This is a genomic window from Roseivirga pacifica (assembly GCF_900111145.1).
GTDB classification, from domain to species: Bacteria; Bacteroidota; Bacteroidia; order Cytophagales; family Cyclobacteriaceae; genus Roseivirga; species Roseivirga pacifica.
Map to the genome: position 1 here is coordinate 149,227 of NZ_FOIR01000004.1, position 20,053 is coordinate 169,279.

Genomic DNA, 20,053 nt, shown 5'->3' on the forward strand with positions numbered 1-20,053 from the left:
TTAAATGTAAAAAGTGTAGACAATGAAGGTAATTAAATTCCCTGCCGTATCTATAACTAGTATTTTAGTTTTTATTGTAGAAATTCAACCTGCTGTAACCATTTTTTTGATGTTAGCATCTAACCTATTAGATCAAAAACTCAAAATTATGTTACGCAAAACAACTGCGGGAATTGGCCTTATATTTTTCCTGTTCCTAGCTATCAATACCAATGCACAGGAGGTGAGCTCAACCAGTGAATATGAGGTTAGTGATGAAGTGCTGAAAGAATATGTAGGCGTTTACACCACTACCGACAGCGAGGGTTTCGATGTAGAGATATCGCTCGATGGTGAAAGCCGGTTAATGGGCCAACCCGTGAATAAAATGCATCCTCAAACCATTTTACTCTCTAGGGATAAAGACAAGTTCGAACTGAAGAACACGAATGGTATTATTGTACAATTTAAGCGGGACGAAACTGGAAAGGTGACTTCGTTTACCATGACCCAAGGCGCTAAGTCTTTTATTGCCAGCAAAAAGGGCGGATGATTTTTTAAAAGTGGTGCAACCACAAAAAAGCTTTTAGCATCTGACCTACAAGGTCAAACACTCAAAATTCAACCAAATGCTAAAATCTTACCTTATCACCACGCTAAGGACGATTCGAAAAAGCCCGCTTTCGTCTTTTATTAATATTTTTGGACTAGCCGTAGGCTTAGGCGTAGCCATTATGGTTTACGCCTTTCTCGATTTAGACCTCGGCACCGACCAGTTCCACGAAAATAGAGAGGAGATTTTTCTTTCTACTTCCTTCTTAGAACGAAGCGGAGAGATAGCCCAGCATGGTGTAACCCCAGCACCATACGCAGAAGTGCTTCGTAACGACTTTCCTCAGATTGAACGCGTGGTCCGCATTGAAAGAAGAACAGGTATTCTAAAAAATGGGCTGAGCGTTTTTAACGAAACCTTCACATTTACCGACCCTGGCTTTTTAGACATGTTCACCTTCCCGCTGGCCAGCGGAAACAAGGCTGCACTCAATCAGCCCAACAAAATCATTTTGAGTCATCAAACGGCCATCAAGTATTTTGGGGATAAAAACCCTGTTGGTGAGGCCATGACTTTCGATTTTGAATCGAAAAAATACACCTTTGAAGTGGCCGGAGTAGCCAAGCCTTTCCCAAGAAAGAGCAGTCTTCAATTTAGCGTTTTGGTAAACTTTGAGCAGCTAGAGCTCATCGATTCGGACTACGCACTTTCCGACTGGAGTCATTTTTTAGATGGTGTATTTATTCAGGTGAAAGATGCTGCTGCCGTAGATCAGATCCTTTCTCAAACTGGACAATATGTAAGTGTTCAAAATGAGGTGCAGAAAGATTGGCCAGCAACCAGCTTTGGCTTTATGCCTTGGACGAGGCTGTTTATCGAAGGGGAGAACCTAAGAAGCAGAATTACCGGGCAGGGCGATTCCCTCGCCAGAAAAATTTTGGTGATTATAGCTTCCTTTGTGCTGGTACTAGCCATCTTCAATTACATTAACATCGCTATAGTATCTGCCACCAAAAGATTGAAAGAAATTGGTGTTCGAAAAGTTATGGGCGGCACACGCAAATCCCTGATCTTCCAATTTTTAACCGAAAATATAGTCCTTACACTGCTTGCACTCATTTTTGGCTTTGTATTGGCGGTTACACTCCTTATCCCGGGCTTCGACCAGCTATTCGATATTGGTTTAGACTTTAACATGAACCAGCCCGAACTCTGGCTCTTTCTATTCATTTTAGTGGTATTTACTGGCTTGGCCTCTGGAGCCTACCCTGCCCTTTATATTTCCAACTTTAGTGCGGTTAACATATTCCGTGGTAGGCTCAAGTTTGGCGGCAAAAACAACCTCACAAAAGCTTTTCTCACTTTTCAATATATACTGGCCATTATTGCCATTGTGGGGGGCATACTTTTTACCCAAAATACAGCCTATCAAAAACAGCGCGATTGGGGTTACGATCAGCAAAGTACACTTGGTGCTTTCATTAATAATTCGGACGAGATCATCCAGTTAAAAAACCGTATGGAACAACACCCTTCGGTTGATCTGCTTGCACCAGCCAAGAATAACCTTGCGCGTTCGACCACCAGCCATATTATAGAAGTGCTTGATGAAAAGCATGACATTGCTACTTTGGAAGTTGGCCCGAACTACATCGAAACAATGGGTCTGAACCTACTAGAAGGTAGAAGCTTAGAGGAAAACAGAGCAACGGATTTTCAGAATGTACTGGTAAATGAGCAACTGGCCGCGGTTCTAAATCCTAATGGAGCCATCGGAGAGCAGTTTAAAATCGATAGCCTGAATTACACCGTAATTGGTGTAGTAGAGGATTTTCATCAATGGTCATTCTTTGATGAAATAGAACCCATGATGATTAAACTCGCTAAAGAAGAAGATTATCAATACCTGATGATGCAGGTAAACGCAAGCAACCTTAAGCGCACTTATGAAGACTTAAAGGCCACTTGGACTGAATTGTTTCCCGATAAACCATTCAATGGGTTTTATCAAGAGGCGGAACTCGATTGGTACTTTCAGACCATAGACGGGCATGGCAAACTAATGCGCTATGTAGCCTTTATTTGCATTATCCTTTCTTGCCTTGGACTATATGGCTTGGTGTCGCTGAATGTAGCCAGCCGCACCAAAGAATTTAGCATTCGAAAGGCGCTAGGTGCCACACTTAAAAACCTCATTTTAGTGATCAACAAACAGTTTGTGCTGTTTTTGTTGATTGCGCTTTGCTTAGGCTTACCCATCAGCTATTTACTGCTATCAACGATGTTCGATGCGGTTTATGCCTTCTACAAACCGATTACAATCCTTCCATTTATAGTCGCACTCGTAATGGTGGTGCTCATGGTTTTCATTACGGTTTCTTCATTGGTTAAAAAAGTAATGACCACCAGCCCTACAGAAGGTTTGAGGAGTGAATAAATAGTTTTTAAAAGAGATTGAAGACAATTAATAATCTCTCGGTTTATACTTATAAGGCTTTCTTCTTCTAAAATAATGTTTCAAACCAATTTGAAATCCATTAGAGTAATAGAGCGCCTGATTAAAGAATTCAAACTGACCTGTAACATAGGTAAACTCTTTAATAGGAAAACCGAAGTTACCAGTAAGTCTAAGAAAACTATCGGTGTATGAATCCAAGAAATACCCTCCTTCTATTCGAGCATAGAGTTTTTTGGTCTGGTCTTCTCCGTATGTCCAGGCGAAACCACCTCCTCCATACACTCTATTATCTATCATCCAGAAAGGATTTCCGTTTTCTTGTACGGTATTGGCTGTAGAACCAAACACCTCTGCAAAAGGAGAAAATCTTGACTTATGGTCTCTGTTAAAGTTGAAATAGGCACGCCCCGTAACAGCGAGTTCTAGGGCTCCTGTGGTGTAATGCGTACCCACAGCCGACCCTGAAAGCTGCAAAAACTTATCATAGCCAGTTTCATAATAGCCTACTAACTCGCCCCAATAAATTTCTTTGCTAATAGCAGGCCCAGTTTTTACCGGAGCATAATTGTAGGTAATAGATTTAAAACTCTTGGCCCCAGACTTTGAAATACCCGCCCCAAAATGGAAGAAGGTATTAGAAACATCGTCTTGCATTAAGCCGGCAGTTGCATGAAAAATGGGCTTATCGGTATTTTCTCTGGTTTGATAGCGATAGCTCAAACCATACAGACTATGATCAATATTATCTGGATCGGGTACGTCAAGCACCAAGTCGGAAACAGCGCTGTAGTTTACCGAAAAACTATGCTGATTCAATTTCTTGGTTTTGGTGTGATAAAGTAGCGAACTCTCCCACACCGACTGATTGAAGTTATCCTCCACAAAGCTCGTTATAGCCTCAATAGCATCATTCTCTGCGTACCTCAAATCTCTTTCTATTCGCCTCAATGTATCGGCATAAAACAGACTTGGTGTATTAACGATAAGGTATTTCTGCACATCAGGCTCAAAGTAAATCACATCTGGATTCAAACGCTTTCTGAAGTTTTCCTTCTCCTCTACTTCTGCCATTTCTTCAGCAATCAGCGCTCCTTTTTCGTAAGCGCCAACATCGTAAAATGTGTTACTCACAAAACGCATTGGCTCAACATCATTCGGGTTCTGTTGGTGATACTCCTTGTAAACAGACTCCATTTTGTTATAAGCTTCTAAATCGGCCCACCATTGCAGTTTCATCATTATGGATGCCTCACTAGCATAGTCAGCCCAAAGTAGTGCCTGCTGAATATCTCCTTCATCGGAAAAAGCATACATTATACTATTCGCAAAGTTGTGCAACAGCGGATAGTCCTTAGGCTGCTTTCTATCCAACTCCGTAGTCAATAGTTCGGGCTTAAAATCGATGAGGTATTTGATATACAATGCATATGCTTCGGCCGAAGGCCCCATTTCATTTAGCCTTAGTAAGATTTGCTCAATACTAGACTGATATTGATTGTCGTAGAAATAAGTTAAATACTCATTGATCATACCCAGATTAGTTGGGTCCGCTTTAATTTGCCGGTAAAGCCAACGCTCGTTAAGCACTTCATTCGGATAAGATTCTTGCTCTAGGTAATGGACTAGATAAGCCAACGCAAGCGACTCGGACCTTTCTGAATAAACCTCTTCTAGGTAGCTCCATACTTCTAGTGGTTTTTCTTGGTAAGCCAAATAAGTGCTATAACGGTTGAATGTCGCGGTGTCCAGTGCTGCTTGCTCATTTAGTCTTTTGTAAAGCAAGTCGGTAGCAGCCTGCAAATTCTCATTTGCCACATACCATTCTACCGAGTCGGTAACTACTTCAGGCGCTTCAACCACAAATACTTCTTCGGAAACGACAGCACCTGTTAGCAGTTCTTCTCTTTCAGCATAATAATCTGCTCTAGCCTCTGCAACCATACCATAAACATCCTCTAGGCTAAAAATAGGATTAGCCAACAAACGGTCGCCACTATCAAATACAAGCTCAGGCTGATTGGTTCTAATGGTTATAAGTGAACCTTCAAAAAATGGAGTTTTTGAATATGAGAGCCCTTTTTCTTCCAATGTGGTTTGAACACGCTGTTCGTTCTGCTTAGCCACATACATTTTCCAAAAGAAATTGCGATTGCTCCACTTGTTACTACTCACTTTGCTTACCGACAAATTCGCACCAGATTGCTCATATAAGTATTTCGTCTTGCGCCAGTCTTCCGTCACTTTAGCGGCATCTGTAACGCGCATAAATCGCTGCGATGGATATAGTTTAACGTATTCTGCTAGGTACTCTTCCCACTGTGGCAACATACCTTTTTTGCCATCAACAGTGGCTTTCCAATGTAGGTTATCCTTGTTCCTAAATTCAAAATCACCCGCAGTTGTGCTATTAGGGTCAGGGGTTTGGAAAACATCATCAGGGTGAATAAAGTGCGACCAAATTCCTGTAAAAAGCTGTAAAGAACGATGCGTGTACCGCTTAAGATCGTTAAACGTGTAACCACTGGTAACCCGTGGAAAATCAAAGAATCTTGCTTCATACGGATCAACATCGTACTCCCGATCACCACCTTCCCATAGCTCGCCATCGTAAGTACTGGCCATATATCTTAGTTCAGGCATTGCCTGCGCCAGATTAGCCAAACCAGTGCTATCTATGTAGTTTGAAGGCGGCACATAACTAGTAGGGAACTTACCAAAACCATTAACACGCCACTTCTTTCTTACGGCCTCCAGGGCATCTTGAATATTCTCTGGTTTCTCCCATACCTGCTTAAGCAGCGACTCATGGTTATAGCCATGGAAGGCCAGTTCAAACTGATTCTGAAGGGTTTGACTAGTCATCCAATCGGCACCCACTACCTGCTTGCCTTGGCGCTTAGTTTTATAAAGGTTCCACTCATGAAAAGTGAAAGGAGGCTCTTTAAGCTGATCATAGTTAAAACATGGGTAGGCAGTGTACGGAAGACTAAATTTCTCAGACAAACGAAGCATGTCTGGCCACCAAACATTCATAACAAACTCAGCCTGATTAATTCCATACTCAGACTTTATAGGTTCCATTTCCATATCATAGAGCGGACTTGGAAAGTCATCTATGTATATGGCACTTACATTGGCTATGGGAAACTGTACACCTTCTAAGCCCCTCAGAGCAGCGGCAAACAATAGTCCCCTGTCTTGCTTCTCGAATGGAATATTGGTATTAAAATGAATCACTCTACCATTCCCAATTCTTTGCTCCAAAATCACTGGGTAGTCTGGGTTGTTTATAGCAGTAGCTAATACTTTCAATGCAGGTGAGAACTGCGCTGCTTGGAATCCGAAATTTTGCTTTTTTGGATAAATAGCCCTGCCCTTCATTCCCGGCAGCAAATCTGAATTAAAGCGAATACCTGCAGCTTCAACATCGTAACTAAAATTCGTATCTGGCTTTAAACCAGAAAGAAAACCTGCTTTTTGATCTTCGTTTAAGCTAGGAAAAACGAGCGTACCTCCTTTGGCTACAAAAGCAATCAATGCTTCTTTCACATCGGTTTTGAGGCCCTCTGTACCATTGATGAAAATCACCCGATTGCTGCTTTCAAAGCTTTTGCTGCTATTTACCTGTGTAATGGAGCGCTCTTGGTAGGGAATACTGGTATAGTCGAATGCTTTCGAAAGCAAATCTGCCGTACTTTGAGACAAAGGGTGCTCGTTATCAACAATATAGGTCACTAATGCACCTACGCCTCCATCTGCTTTTTCCAAACTGGCATCGTCATCCTGGTTGGAAGTACAAGCGAACAAGGCAAACACCAATAGGCCCAACAAGCTTCTGACTGGAGTATTATTTTTCTCTCTTTCTATCAAAGTAACTCGCTAAGTTTTGCTTGGCTCGGGTTATTTACTATCTCGTAAACTTTTAAATCGCCCTTATCGAAAAACAGCCTAACAGTTCGACCATTACTCTCAAAGGCCTTTAGCTGACCATCAACCCGCTGCAATAAGCTTTCATCAATTGGCACCTTACCGGCAAACTCTGACGGCACGCTGTCATAAACAAAAACCAAAAGGCTGTTAGGAATAATGTATTCCGTGTTCTGTCTTAAGAACTCCTTATCTTCCTTATTGGCAAAATAAACCGAGTCCCTTTGCGGGTAAGTTTCCACAAAATCTTCGTAAGAAATAAAGTTGTGAGACCCACGGCTCATTGGCTGCATGGTGTTGGCGTTAATCACCGCAAAGCCATAAGGAATAAAGCCATCGTGAATCTTCTGATAGGCCTCCAATATATCTTTGCTGAGAATATTATCGTTCTGATTAACCCTAGTAAATAATGTCTGCTGGCTATAGAAAGCACCGGCAATAAAGCCCATGAAAAGCAATGGGGCAGAAAGCTTATCTGGTATTTCGATATGACGTACACCAGTATTGAAGAAGTAGTAAATAATGTAAAATGCCAACCCGATAGAGCAGGCTATGAATATTGGTAACACCTCGTTAAACAGGTCTATATCGAAAAAACCAAGGTCAAGGCGGCTAAGCAGAATAAGCCCGTTTACGTAAATAATAAACATGAGCGGACTGGCCCATTTTACACTCTTTTTCGAAAAGAGAACAGCCATAACTACCACACTTACTAACGAAATAACCTGAAAGGACAGAATTAAATAGCTATAAGAAAAGAGTAGATTATCTGTGGTTGTTGTGGCCGATACCGACAGCAAATTGCTCCTAAAGAACACCCAAAAGTCAACATCGTTTCGGTAGCATGCCAGCAAATAATAGCTCATTATAACCGCTATGCTTATGGCATATGCACTAATTGCCTGCCAAAAGTACTTCCGATACTTTTTTCTGAGAAAAACCGCTGCCAAAACAAAATAAGGAACCAGCAAGAAGAAATAGGTAAAGAAGTCGATTAAACCAATGGCTAAAAAGAGCATAAGCATACCAAAGAAATATGCCTTTGGTTGTGCCTGATATAGCTTCCAGGGTTTCCTAATAAATATCATGGCAGGCAAAAAGAAAGTGAAAGCCATGAAAGTACTCTTGTTGTGACTTATTTGAGGAATATTAATTGGCGCCAAATTAAAGAAGAGCGCAAATGCCAATGCGGCAATTAATGGAATGGTTACCAATGAGTTTGTCATGGCATCTACAAACCAAAAAATCACAAAGCACAGCAGGAAAGCCTGAAAAAGCCCAAAAGACTCCAAGGCCATTTCTTTGCTTATCCCAGTAATCAAGGCATAAAAATTCATGAATGCCGCTTCGCCAGCCAGTGTCAATTGGTTATTGAACCAGCTTTGGTTTGATATATCGTTGATCAGCGATAGCTCTTCGAACCAACTTACTGATAGCTGAAAGCTATCGAACTGCATAAGGTAAAAGCGCACTGTAACAGCGATAACACAAACGCCAACTGCAATATAGAAACCCGGTTTTACGCCAAATCGCTCTTTGTTAGAACCTTCAGAAACTTCAACTATAGAGTCCTTGTCCTCCACATTTTCAATTACTCTTATTAGTACAGATTTCCTTCTGCGCTCCCACATTCGCCAATTAAAGGCCAACCTGTTAAAGCCAACTAGCCTAAAGCAAAAGAACAACAGTAACAATAGTAGGCAGGTGAATAAATCGTAGCTATTTATCTGAACCAAGATGAATATTAGCACCAAAACAATGCTTCCATAAAAGGCCCATAGGTTGCCCATGGCCTTCACTTGGTTACGAGACCGTTCCCCTTTAAAAATGAGCCTTTTCAGAATGTAGAGAAATAATACCCAGAGTAGTATTCTGAAAATGCCAAGAAACAAACTGTCGGTGTAAGGTATATTCAACGCCTAATATTTTGGTATTTCAGCCAAATCGATTTTACCAATAAAATAGTCCCAAGGCAGGTTCAATGCTTGATTCTTAACCCTGTTAGCCATTTTCTTTGTATTGGCATATTCAATCATAACTATCGATAAATCATACTGTTCATCAACTTCTGTAAGCTCTTTCACACGCTCATTAAACCCAGAAGTTTTTCTAAGCCTGTAAGCAGATTTTCCAAAATCGTAATCTGTCACCACAGACTCCAAAGCAAGTGAACTCACATATGGAGCCGATTTAGGCAACAAGGCAATGCCAGAGTTTTGCATTAAATGTATGCCTGGAAACTGCTCAGTAATTTCTTTTAAAAGACTTACGTAATCATTGGCCTGATTGGAGCTTGGCCCCCACGGACCAAAAGCATCCACGGTATCCAAGAACAAACCATCAAAACCCTTTTCCCTTATTTTCTCTACCAAACCAAGCAGCGTTCTTTTTGTGGTAGAATCTCTCAGGTTCAGGTAGTAACTATCCCATATCTCATTCTTCCCCAAAGTTCTTTCTTTCAACAGGTCAAAGTAGTTTCTATTTGCACTTACCTCACCAAGGCTTATGTAGCCCAAAAGCAGCTCGTTCGACTCCTTCATGAGGCCAACATCAAAACTGTTGAACTGTTCTGATTCGAGAATAACGTACTTGTAGTTTCGAACCGAATCGGGATTAATTTTTCCATAGCACACCAACACGGTACTGTTGATGCTCTCCTGACAGCTCAAGCCCGTAAATGAAAACAGGGCGAGCAAAGATGCGATGTGTTTAATAGGCCGCATAGTAGAAATAATCAAGATTTTTGAAAAACTTGAGGGTTGCGCGTAAGGTTAGCCACATAAATACGACCGACCCCACAAGCATACCTACAGCGCTGTACTCGTACGATATTAGTCTACTGGCAATCATGCCAATTACGAAATTCACTACGGTAGCAATAATTATTGCGTTAAGTGGCTTAGTGGGCTTGCTTAACGTAAACAGGTAAAGGGAATTTAGCATTCCCCATGCGAGTAGTACATACCCTCCCCCTCCAATTAAACTCACCTTTATGCTAATTGGATCAAGTGCTTCTCCAAAGGCCTTTTCATAGCCCAATCGAGACCAGATTATGGTATACATTACTGCAATCATTACAACTGCAGTAATCAATAATATCGAAACATGTTGCCAATAAAGTTTCAGCGACTTTTTGTTGAATTCCTTGGCTTGATTGAAAGCAAACTGACGCTGAAACATATCGCTAAATGTGCTGAAAGAGGAGATGCTAAACTCTAAAACTCCAACAAGCAAAAAGAATATGATAATGGCTATATCCATCCCTACCTCATAATTTTTTTCATAATAAACCATATAGGGCAAGGCCCCATCTGCAGTAGTAGACCAAGCCAAAAAACGATCGATAAAAATGAAAAGGAAGAAGAAAAACCCATAGATGAAATAACGATGGTTTCTATAAACCATAGCCGCTGACTTAGATGTTGCACGACTAAATTTCTTGGTTTGCTTCACCTTCCTTTTAAAGAACCAAAGGAGATACCCCACCATTAAGGCAATGGCAGTCCAAATGCCAATCCAGTGCGTATAATAGGTTTTTAGATCGGTAAACAAATGCAGATACAAAGACAAACCAGTGGCTATAACAAAAGCCACAGTAATAGCCCAGCGCTCTTTTAATGGGTGAAATACAGCAGAAAACAAGAGTAAAATTCCTATTGAAAAAGCATATGCATAAACCAACCATAGAAACTTAAAAGGGTAAAGGTTCGCAAAAACATTTATCACCAATGCCAAAAGGCTTAGTATTCCCATAAAAATGAGTCCATCGCGAATCACCATTACGGTACTTTGCCTGGCCATAGCAAAGTCATTATTGTACCAATAATGCGACACCTGCCGGCCTATCACTTGTACAAACCCTCCCGTTCCTATTAAACCAAATATTACCCCCAAAACCACCGCAGTAGATTGCAATTGGTTAAAACCAATGTACGTCCACAGTGAATAGCCAAAGACTATAATTGTTGCGATTTGCAAAAACACCGGCACACCATGAAAGAGTCCTAGAGGGTAGTAATAAAAAAAGTACTTGGTTTTAACCTTCAAGTAGTCATTGGTTGAAGTAAGGTCAGCTTTAAACTGATCATTCACTTCAATACTATCAGGGTTGTTTTCTAAAAAGGCCGAACTCGTGATTTGCTTAAATACAATCTTTGCTAAGTCTTGTAAGTCGGGAATTCCGTAGTCTTGCTCCGCATCAATAGCGCGAATACTCATAGACTCTAGCGTTGCACGCACCACATTCACGTTCACTGGCTTACCCACTTTCTCGTAAACCTCATAGCCCAAGTTTGCTATTTTCTGCTCGTTACTCATAGTGCTAGCTCAGCCTTTCTTTTCTGCTTTTCAGCTTTCCAATCGCTATAAACCTTATCGTAAATACGTTCATAGGCATCTATAAATATATCTAGCGTAAAGTGATCAATCACTCGCTGCCGACCATTTTCACTCATGCGATTTCTAAGCGTTTCGTCAGAAAGCAGCTTTATAACCTTGGCTCCAATTGCTTCTGGGTCTCTTGGTTTACACACAAAGCCAGAGCCTTCATCTATTGCTTCAGAAACGCCACCAACATCCGTAGCAACCACCGGCACCCCACAACTCATTGACTCCAAAACCGTAAATGGAAAGCCCTCTGAAATACTCGTTAGAATTGAAATATCGCCCTCGCTAAAAATTAAATGTGGCTGGCTATGATACCCTTTCAAAAAGAAATTGTTTTCCAGTTTGAGCTCTTTAATTAAATCCTCACACTTTTTGGTGTATTCAGGTACGGCATTCTTATCTCCGTAAACTAGGTATTGTACATTCGGAATTTGCCTTCTTACCACTGCACAAGACCTGATCATGGTTAGAACATCCTTTAGCTCAAATATTCGGGCAGCAGCCACAACGGTAGGTATACCTTTTAAGTGATCGGGCTTTTCTCTCGGTATAAACTTTTCATGGTCTACCCCATTGTAAGTAATCTCGATTTTCTTTTCATCGGCACCGTACATCAACTCCCAAGTAATATTGAACTTGTTAACCGATAGAATTTTATCGGCTTTGAAATACGAAAGTCTTACAACTGCCTCTGTGAGTTTAATGAGAAATACTTTGATAAAGTAGCTATAGTCCGACCTGTTAATGTAAAGCAATCTTTCCCTTACATAAACACCGTGCTCGGTTATCATTAGCGGGGTATTATATCGGTACTTTAAAACCAGGGCTGGAATAAGCGGAAAGCCCGACAGGGTAATATGCGCCAAGTCTACCTTTTTAATTGGAATAGAAAAGGGCATTAAAAACCTGTACAACCAGCGCAAACCTACCGTCACATCAAACAAAGTAGCTATAAAGGAGCCATCCTCAGCTGTTTCGGCAGTTGCTTCTTCCTTAAAGGCCTCCCAAACCGATTTATCCTTAAAAGTTTCCTTATAATCATAGTTCTGAAAGTAGCGCCACATCTGATAGAAGACAGCATCAAAAGCCTTCATATCGGTGGTTTCGCCATACACCATACTCAAAAACTGTTTGAACAGCGGCACAAAATGCTCTTGAATTATAGTTGTGGTAGTGTTCTCTTTTTTACTCACAACCTTATAATAATCCCGGTTGTAACTCACGTAATCTTGTGGTTCATCGGGTGCCCAAAGTGGTACTTGAATTACCTCCTTTACCGAAGGGCTTAGGTCAAAAATGGGTTTGGGTTCATAACCCGCATTGATAGAATACAGGTTGAAATTTACATTAGAAACGCGCTCACATAGCATGTGGCTCCAAGTGGATATGCCACCACCATAAAAGGGGTAAGTTCCCTCCGAAATGAGCAGTACTTTTAGTTTTTCAGTTGGTACGGTCAAAGTGTCTCACTTAAAAAGCCGCGCTATTTACGCAAAAAAAAGCTTGCTTTAATTATTATGAGAAAAATCCTGCTTTAAGATATTCACTATTACCTACGAAACAAATTCGTTAACCAGATTTAGAAAACACACATAAAAAGTACTCCTAAACAAAAGGCATTGCTATCTTAAGCCTCAATGAAAATAGACCGCCCTTTCAATACTTTCACCAAAGCTGAATATCAAAGCATAATTCCTGAACATAAGCGCTACTCCGACTTCAACACACTTGGTTTGTATCGTTCTATTTTGGAGAATGATAAACTTACAACTGAAGAAAAATTTGAAGTGCTTGACTTGGCCAACGAGCACTTTCAGAAAACCTTCGATTTTTTGGTTTTGAAGGATCCTAGCACATGGTTTGACCTTACCCATTTAGGAAAAGAATTAAGTAGAGGGCAACAGTGGGACTTATGGAATGAGGTAAAAGCGCGACAAGAAAAAATACTCAAAGACAAACGCATAAAACACCGAAGCTTTGGCACTTACTCCAAGCACGACTGTGGTGTTCCCGAATGCCCTTATGACGGACTGATGGTGCATCCAAAATCGCCTTTAGCCGAATCGCACATTCATTTTAAATCTGACAAAAACCTTTGGGCACAAAAGGAAAAATCAAAAAAAAGAAAAACCGACCGCAAGAACAGCAAGAAGCTAATTGACAGAGACTTCGGGTTGGAGTAACCACAAATAATTACAGCTACAATGCCTTTTACCGAAAGATTTTTAAATGCCAAACACTGGCAACTTTTTACATTAATGATCGGGCTTCCCATCATTGTTCAGTTCGGCTCTATGATAGCCATGTTTGCATCGGCAGTAAATGCTACAAACGAGCCACCCTTTTTTGTAATGCCGGCTTACATTATTCTTATCATAGTGGTTTCCATTTTGAGCGGAGCCACAACTTTTGGTTGGGTATGGTCAATCGCCTCGGGCCTTCAAGAAAAAATCCCCAACGGCATCACCATGAAATTTAAAAAGTTCAAAACATTCTACTTAATAGCAATGGGGTACATGCTACTTATCGTTTTGAGCTTACTTATATTCATCCCTACTTCAATGCAGCCAGACTTTGTTCCAAACGCTGGGATTACGGGAATACTCCTTCTCCTCTTTATTCCTCTTCATTTTCTAGCCATTTTTGGAATATTCTACGGGCTTTACTTTGCAGCCAAAACAATTAAAACCATAGAATTAAACAAGGAAGTTGAGTTCTCGGAATTTATTGGTGAATTTTTAATGCTCTGGTTTTCATTTATTGGCGTTTGGATCATTCAACCAAAAATCAACAAACTAGTAAACCAGGAACCTGAGGAAGAAGGTATTCACATATAAAACAAAAGCCTCGGTAAGTTCATCCCCCGCTGGCGCCTGCATGCCATAGGCATGGGGGTTAGGAGGCACTTGGCAAAGAAGAACTTAGACACAAAAAAAGCCCTTGCGTTAACAAGGGCTTTCATATCGTTTACCAATATATATCTACTCAAATTCAACCACTAGGTCGTCTTGCTCTACCATATCACCCGGCTTTAGGTAAATGGTTTTAACGGTACCGCTTTTTGGTGAGGAAACCGTGGTCTCCATCTTCATGGCCTCAATCAAGAACAAGGCTTGGTTCTCCTTCACCTTATCTCCAGGCTTTACTTTTACTTCAGCTATTCGGCCTTGCATTGGCGCACCCACATGGTTTTCAGCACTCACCTTTTGATTTATGGCCTTAGTGACTTTGTAGTTTTGGTCGCGAACGTCAATCACACGTGTTTGGCCATTCAATTCAAAGTACACCTTGCGCATACCGTTTTCGTCTGGGTCGGCTGTGTAAAGCATTTTTATGATAATGTGCTTCCCTTTACCAATCTCCACAAAAACCTCTTCGTTTTGCTTCAAACCAAAGAAGAATGCCTTGGTTGGTAGTTGCCAAATTGCTCCAAACTGCTTCCATTGGTTATAGAAGTCCTTAAACACTTTTGGGTAAAGCTTGTAAGAAAGGAAGTCCAGTTCATCGCAATACTCATCAAACTCCTTCTGGAAAGTCTTGAATTCCTGTTGGAAGTCAACTGCTTCCAAATGGGCGTTTGGCCTGTCGGTGTATGGCTCCTCTCCTTTCAAAATGATTTTTGAAAGTGCTGTTGGAAAACCGCCCGGCATTTGTCCTAAATCGCCTTTAAACAGGCTAATTACCGACTGAGGGAACGAAAGCGTTTCTCCTCGCTCAAAGATATCCTCAGGCGTAAGGTTGTTCGAGGTCATGTAAATGGCCATATCTCCCACCACCTTACTAGATGGCGTAACCTTTACTATATCACCAAACATTTTGTTTACCAGCGCATAGTTCTTCTTTACTTCTTCAAACTTATGTTCCAGACCTAGCGCAGCAGCTTGTGGCCTTAGGTTTGAATATTGCCCACCCGGAATTTCGTGATCGTAAACCTCTGCAGTTCCGGCTTTCAATCCGCTTTCAAATGGGTAATAGTACTCGCGTACATCTTCCCAATAATTGGCGTATTTGTTTAAGCTCTGAACATTCATTTTTGGATCGCGCTCATGCCCTTGCAAGGCGGCAGCCAAAGCATTAAAGTTTGGTTGAGAAGTTAGCCCCGACATGGAAGCTATAGCTACATCCACAATATCTACACCGGCCTCAATGGCCTTAAAGTAAGTGGTCGCCTGCATAGACGAGGTGTCGTGGGTATGCAAATGAATTGGCAAGTCGGTAGCTTCTTTTAATGCACTAACCAGTACCGTTGCCGCTTCAGGCTTAAGCAACCCTGCCATATCCTTAATTGCCAGCATATGTGCCCCTTCATCTTCGAGCGCCCTGGCCAAGTCCAAGTAATATTGCAAGTTGTACTTACTGTCTTTATTCAATACATCGCCTGTGTAGCACATGCAGGCCTCGGCTACCGAATTAGTTCTTTCGCGTACTGTGCGAATGCTTACCTTCATAGCCTCTACCCAGTTTAACGAATCGAAAATCCGGAACACGTCCATTCCGTTTTCCGCAGCCTTCTCAACAAATTCCTCAATTAGGTTATCCGGATATGCCTTGTAACCCACTGCATTGGATCCACGCAAAAGCATTTGAGTAAGAATGTTCGGAACAGCCTCGCGCATTTTTTTCAGTCTGTCCCAAGGGTTTTCATTCAAAAAGCGCATGCTTACATCGAATGTCGCCCCTCCCCACATTTCCATTGAAAATACATCTGGGTGATTTTTAGCAAACCCAGGAGCAACTTTCAGCATGTCGAGCGAGCGCATTCGGGTAGCCAAAAGCGACTGGTGTGCATCGCGCCAAGTGGTGTCGGTAAACAGGATCTGCTTTTGATCCTTCACCCATTTCGCCAATCCTTCTGGCCCTTTTTCATCCAGTACTTGCTTGGTGCCTTTTGGATATTCTCCAAGCCTATCGAACTCTGGCACCTTTGGCACTCTTAGCTGAACACTCGGATCAATCTTTTTAACGCTCGGGTTTCCGTTTACCGCTACTTCGCCCAAATAATTGAGCAGTTTAGTAGCACGGTTCATGTAACGCGGCATTTTAAACAACTCCGGGTGTTCTTCTATGAACTTAACCGTTGCTTTGCCTTTGTAGAAAATCTCATTGCTGAGCACATTCTCCAAAAAGCCTTTGTTGGTTACCACCCCTCTAATTCGGAATTCTGAAAGCGCACGTTGCAAACGCTGAGAAGCCCCCTTGAGCGTTCTGCCCGTGGCGGTAATTTTCACCAACATAGAGTCGAAGAATGGCGAAATGGTAACCCCAGCGTAGCAGTTACCGGCATCTAATCGAATACCGAAACCTCCCGGAGAACGGTAAGCGATAATGGTACCGTAGTCTGGCTTAAAGTTGTTTTCAGGATCTTCCGTGGTAATTCTACACTGAATAGCGTAGCCATTTATTTGAATATCGTCCTGAGACTGAATGTAAATTCTAGGGTTAGAAAGGGCATAGCCGCGAGCAATTTCAATTTGTGATCGAACAATATCGATTCCTGTAATTTGCTCCGTTATGGTGTGCTCAACCTGCACCCGAGGGTTCACCTCAATAAAGTAAATGTTCTCCTCAGCATCGACCAAAAACTCTACTGTACCAACGTTATTGTAGTTTACCTCTTTGGTAATTCTTAATGCGTACTCATAAAGTTGTTCGCGCGTTTCGTCCTTCAAACCTACGGAAGGCGCAACCTCTACCACCTTTTGGTACCTGCGCTGCACAGAGCAATCGCGTTCGTATAGGTGCACCAAGTTGCCATAATTGTCACCCATTATTTGCACCTCAATGTGCTTAGGGCTATCAATAAATTTTTCGATAAAAATAGTATCGTCACCAAAGGCCTTTTTAGCCTCGCTTTTGGCTTCGTTAAAGGAGCCTTCCAGTTGATCTTCGGTGCGTACTACGCGCATTCCACGACCTCCACCACCGGCAGCGGCCTTCACCATAACAGGAAAACCAATCTTCTTAGCCTCGGCCAAAGCAATTTCAGCATTTGTAAGTTCTACCTTACTGTCTTCAATAAGAGGTACTCCAGCATTTCGGGCTACTATTTTGGCTTGAACTTTATCGCCCAATTTCTCCATAACCTCTGGAGCTGGCCCAACAAAGATGATTCCCTCTTCTCTACACCTGCTGGCAAAATTCACGTTCTCAGAAAGGAAACCATAACCAGGATGAATCGCGTCAACACCTTCTCTTTTGGCTAGCGAAATAATTTCTTCTATATCCAAATACGGCTTGAGCGGATCATCATCAGCACCTATTTGGTACGCCTCATCGGCCTTATAGCGGTGCAATGAATAACGGTCTTCATAGGTATACATGGCCACAGTTCTGATCTTCAATTCAGAAGCGGCACGCAAAATTCTAATCGCAATTTCGCCACGGTTGGCGACCAAAAGCTTCTCTATTTTTTGGATATTTTCCTTCATGTAAAAAATGGATTTATCGAAATATGGGAATTTAGAACAATCGTACGTAGAGAACAACAAGCTCCTGAAAGATATGTTATCTCAAAAGGCAAGAATCGCCTTTTACAGCAAAAAACAAGTAAGATAATCCGCTATCTACCAAGCATTTTTGGCGCTACTAGCCAGCGGAATGCAAATGATTTCAAACTGCGTGAATTACCCGACTCCACAATTAGTCTTCGGTATTTCTGAGCCATACTAATTGCTCCATACTTCAAGCATTGGCGGTACTCATAGTTTAAGCGTTCTCCCAAAGCTGCAAGCTCAGCATCCGTCTTACACAGCTGAAAGGCCTTTTGACAAACTTGAAAAACAGAGGCCATCAATTCATTGTAATGATGCAAGTGGCGGTTGGCAGACATGCTCGTTTTTAAAAGCCGTTTCTGCATCAGCACTTCATTTATATAGGCATATTCAACGTAACGAGCCGAACGCACCCAAAAATCAAAGTCTTCATAAGCTAGCGATTCGTCATACCCACCAAGCCTTTCCAATACTCTCCTTCGAATCACCATTGTTGGGGTACAAACGAAATAGCGCCTCAATATCATACTAAACACATCGCCTTGTGGCACTTGCGAGATCATGCCTTTTTCCAAAAGTGCTTGGGTATGATTACCCGTAACTTGAGTCTGTTCATTTATAAAATCGGCATTAGAAAAAACCACGCCTGTTTGTTCAGAAGCCTGCTCAAACCGATCGATGCTTTTGGCTATAAAGCCAGACTTCATTACATCATCCAACGCAAAGTCTATGATAAAATCGCCTTCCGCCTTTCTAAAGCCTTCATTAAAAGTAGCTGTATAACCTTTGTTTGTTTTGTGGTGAATAAATTCGATTTCTCGACCCGCAATCAGTTCTTCAATCTTCGCTGCACTGCCATCGCCACTTCCATCATCTAGCAGGATAATCTGAAGGCTTTCGTAAGACTGACTGAACAGCGAGTTGAGTGCTTCTTCAATAAAAGCAGCATGATTAAAGCTAATCCCGATAACGGTTACCAATGGTTTCATGACCTAAAAAGTAAGCGTCTGTTTAGAAAAACCAGGATAACAAAAAAGCCAATATAGCGCCACATGTAGGCTAGGGTGAGGGCTTCTAAATTGTAAAAATCGATGAACGAATAAATAATGATCACGTAAATAGCGGCCGAGAAAAACTGGGCGAAAATATACTTTGCCATTTCTACCCTAGCACTTAGTAAATAGGCCAATAGATAGGAAAGTATGGATAGAAAATCTCCCACCACCTGATAGCGCACAAGGTAAGCAGCTCGCTCAAAACCAGGTGCAAAAAATAGCTTCAGTATAAACTCTTTGTTCAAAAAGTAAACGGTAAGCGCCAATAGCGACACAAAAGCCACAAAGCCCATCACCTTACCAACGTACGATTTCAGCGCTTGTGGCTCATGAATAAGTGATGACATTTTTGGGTAATAAACCACCCCTACAGTTCCCGTAAACACCAACAAATAGCTTGTCGACATTTTGGAAACCGCTTGCCAAAGGCCGGTGCGCTCAAGGCCATACAGGTCAATCACGTAATCGCGTACCATAAAGTCCAGCAAACGCCCAAAAACAATGACGCTTATGGCCATGGCTAGGAATTTACCAATCCGTTTAATGGACTTACCATCGGGCAAACCAATACCCAGATTAAAGGCTTTTCGTTTTTTTATTAAATAGAACAGGGCACAGAAAAACATCAGTCCATAACCAACTGAAAAGCTCAGCAAGGCCTGATCGGCATTGCCCATGGTTACCCCAAGGTAAACCACCGCCACCAAAAGCAGTAGGCCGATAATATTGATGATGGCGTAGGCTTTTACCTCTCGCAAAGCCAAAATAACCGAATTGAGATAGCCCGATAGCAGCATTAAGAAAACGGCCGGAATAAAGACTATCAAAAATTCTTTAGGAGTGTATGCCGAAATAAAACGATCGAAGAAATATTCTTTCTGCCAGAAATAGAGCACCGCCAGCGTGGCTCCAAAAATAAAGGTGGTAACCCAAATGGCTGTTTTAAACAGCTGTTTGCGTTCCTCGTCAGGCACCCGCGGATCTGACCAATACTTCATCAAGCTTCTGTTTACACCTTCGCTGGGCAATAGCGTAAACAAAGCCGTAAGGTTTTGAAAGTGGGAAAGCAGGGTTAATCCAGACGGCCCTAAAAAGATGGAGAAAAGCTTATTGATAGATAACCCTCCTAAAGCCCGAAAGGCTACTGCCGTAAACGACCACGAGGAATTCTTCAGAAAATTTGATTTCAACTTCAAAAGCTTTG

At 41.8% G+C, this 20,053-nt stretch carries 12 protein-coding genes; 4 read left to right on the top strand and 8 right to left on the bottom strand.

Going from position 1 to position 20,053, the window contains the following annotated elements:
* Window positions 1-22: 22 nt before the first annotated feature.
* The gene (locus BMW98_RS17760) at window positions 23-532 is read left to right on the top strand and encodes a DUF3471 domain-containing protein (protein ID WP_090260404.1); all 510 of its coding nucleotides are present in this window, start codon (window positions 23-25) and stop codon (window positions 530-532) included.
* 76 nt (window positions 533-608) lie between these two features.
* The gene (locus tag BMW98_RS17765; protein ID WP_090260406.1) at window positions 609-2,969 is read left to right on the top strand and encodes an ABC transporter permease; all 2,361 of its coding nucleotides are present in this window, start codon (window positions 609-611) and stop codon (window positions 2,967-2,969) included.
* Window positions 2,970-2,996: 27 nt separating this feature from the next.
* Here BMW98_RS17765 and BMW98_RS17770 read toward each other — a convergent pair whose 3' ends face one another.
* From BMW98_RS17770 to pelF, 5 genes are read right to left on the bottom strand one after another with little or no spacing between them, the layout of a single operon-like run.
* Window positions 2,997-6,860, bottom strand: a complete 3,864-nt coding sequence (locus BMW98_RS17770) for a DUF2194 domain-containing protein (protein ID WP_090260407.1) — start codon at window positions 6,858-6,860, stop codon at window positions 2,997-2,999.
* Complete coding sequence (locus BMW98_RS17775) at window positions 6,857-8,833, bottom strand: hypothetical protein (protein WP_139177666.1); 1,977 nt, start codon at window positions 8,831-8,833, stop codon at window positions 6,857-6,859. The genes BMW98_RS17770 and BMW98_RS17775 overlap by 4 nt, the downstream gene beginning before the upstream one ends.
* A gap of 3 nt (window positions 8,834-8,836) precedes the next feature.
* Window positions 8,837-9,640 (bottom strand): endo alpha-1,4 polygalactosaminidase, encoded by an 804-nt coding sequence (locus BMW98_RS17780; protein ID WP_090260411.1) that lies wholly within the window; start codon window positions 9,638-9,640, stop codon window positions 8,837-8,839.
* On the bottom strand, window positions 9,627-11,234 hold the full coding sequence (locus BMW98_RS17785; protein ID WP_090260413.1) for an exopolysaccharide Pel transporter PelG: 1,608 nt from the start codon (window positions 11,232-11,234) through the stop codon (window positions 9,627-9,629). Before BMW98_RS17785 ends, BMW98_RS17780 begins: the two co-directional genes overlap by 14 nt.
* A complete protein-coding gene (gene pelF / locus BMW98_RS17790) occupies window positions 11,231-12,763 on the bottom strand; it encodes a GT4 family glycosyltransferase PelF (RefSeq protein ID WP_170151085.1) in 1,533 nt (510 codons plus the stop codon). The genes BMW98_RS17785 and pelF overlap by 4 nt, the downstream gene beginning before the upstream one ends.
* A gap of 177 nt (window positions 12,764-12,940) precedes the next feature.
* Here pelF and BMW98_RS17795 point away from each other — a divergent pair, with 177 nt between their 5' ends.
* Both BMW98_RS17795 and BMW98_RS17800 read left to right on the top strand, forming a co-directional pair.
* Window positions 12,941-13,486 (top strand): hypothetical protein, encoded by a 546-nt coding sequence (locus BMW98_RS17795; protein ID WP_090260414.1) that lies wholly within the window; start codon window positions 12,941-12,943, stop codon window positions 13,484-13,486.
* Window positions 13,487-13,507: 21 nt separating this feature from the next.
* Window positions 13,508-14,140 carry a hypothetical protein gene (locus tag BMW98_RS17800; RefSeq protein WP_090260416.1) on the top strand — a complete coding sequence of 211 codons (633 nt, stop codon included), beginning with the start codon at window positions 13,508-13,510 and terminating at the stop codon, window positions 14,138-14,140.
* Between the two features lie 144 nt (window positions 14,141-14,284).
* Here BMW98_RS17800 and BMW98_RS17805 read toward each other — a convergent pair whose 3' ends face one another.
* The 3 genes from BMW98_RS17805 to BMW98_RS17815 form a co-directional block, all read right to left on the bottom strand.
* Window positions 14,285-17,731 (bottom strand): pyruvate carboxylase, encoded by a 3,447-nt coding sequence (locus tag BMW98_RS17805; RefSeq protein WP_090260418.1) that lies wholly within the window; start codon window positions 17,729-17,731, stop codon window positions 14,285-14,287.
* 131 nt (window positions 17,732-17,862) lie between these two features.
* The gene (locus BMW98_RS17810; protein ID WP_090260420.1) at window positions 17,863-18,783 is read right to left on the bottom strand and encodes a glycosyltransferase family 2 protein; all 921 of its coding nucleotides are present in this window, start codon (window positions 18,781-18,783) and stop codon (window positions 17,863-17,865) included.
* Complete coding sequence (locus BMW98_RS17815; protein ID WP_139177668.1) at window positions 18,780-20,039, bottom strand: oligosaccharide flippase family protein; 1,260 nt, start codon at window positions 20,037-20,039, stop codon at window positions 18,780-18,782. The genes BMW98_RS17810 and BMW98_RS17815 overlap by 4 nt, the downstream gene beginning before the upstream one ends.
* Window positions 20,040-20,053: the final 14 nt, after the last annotated feature.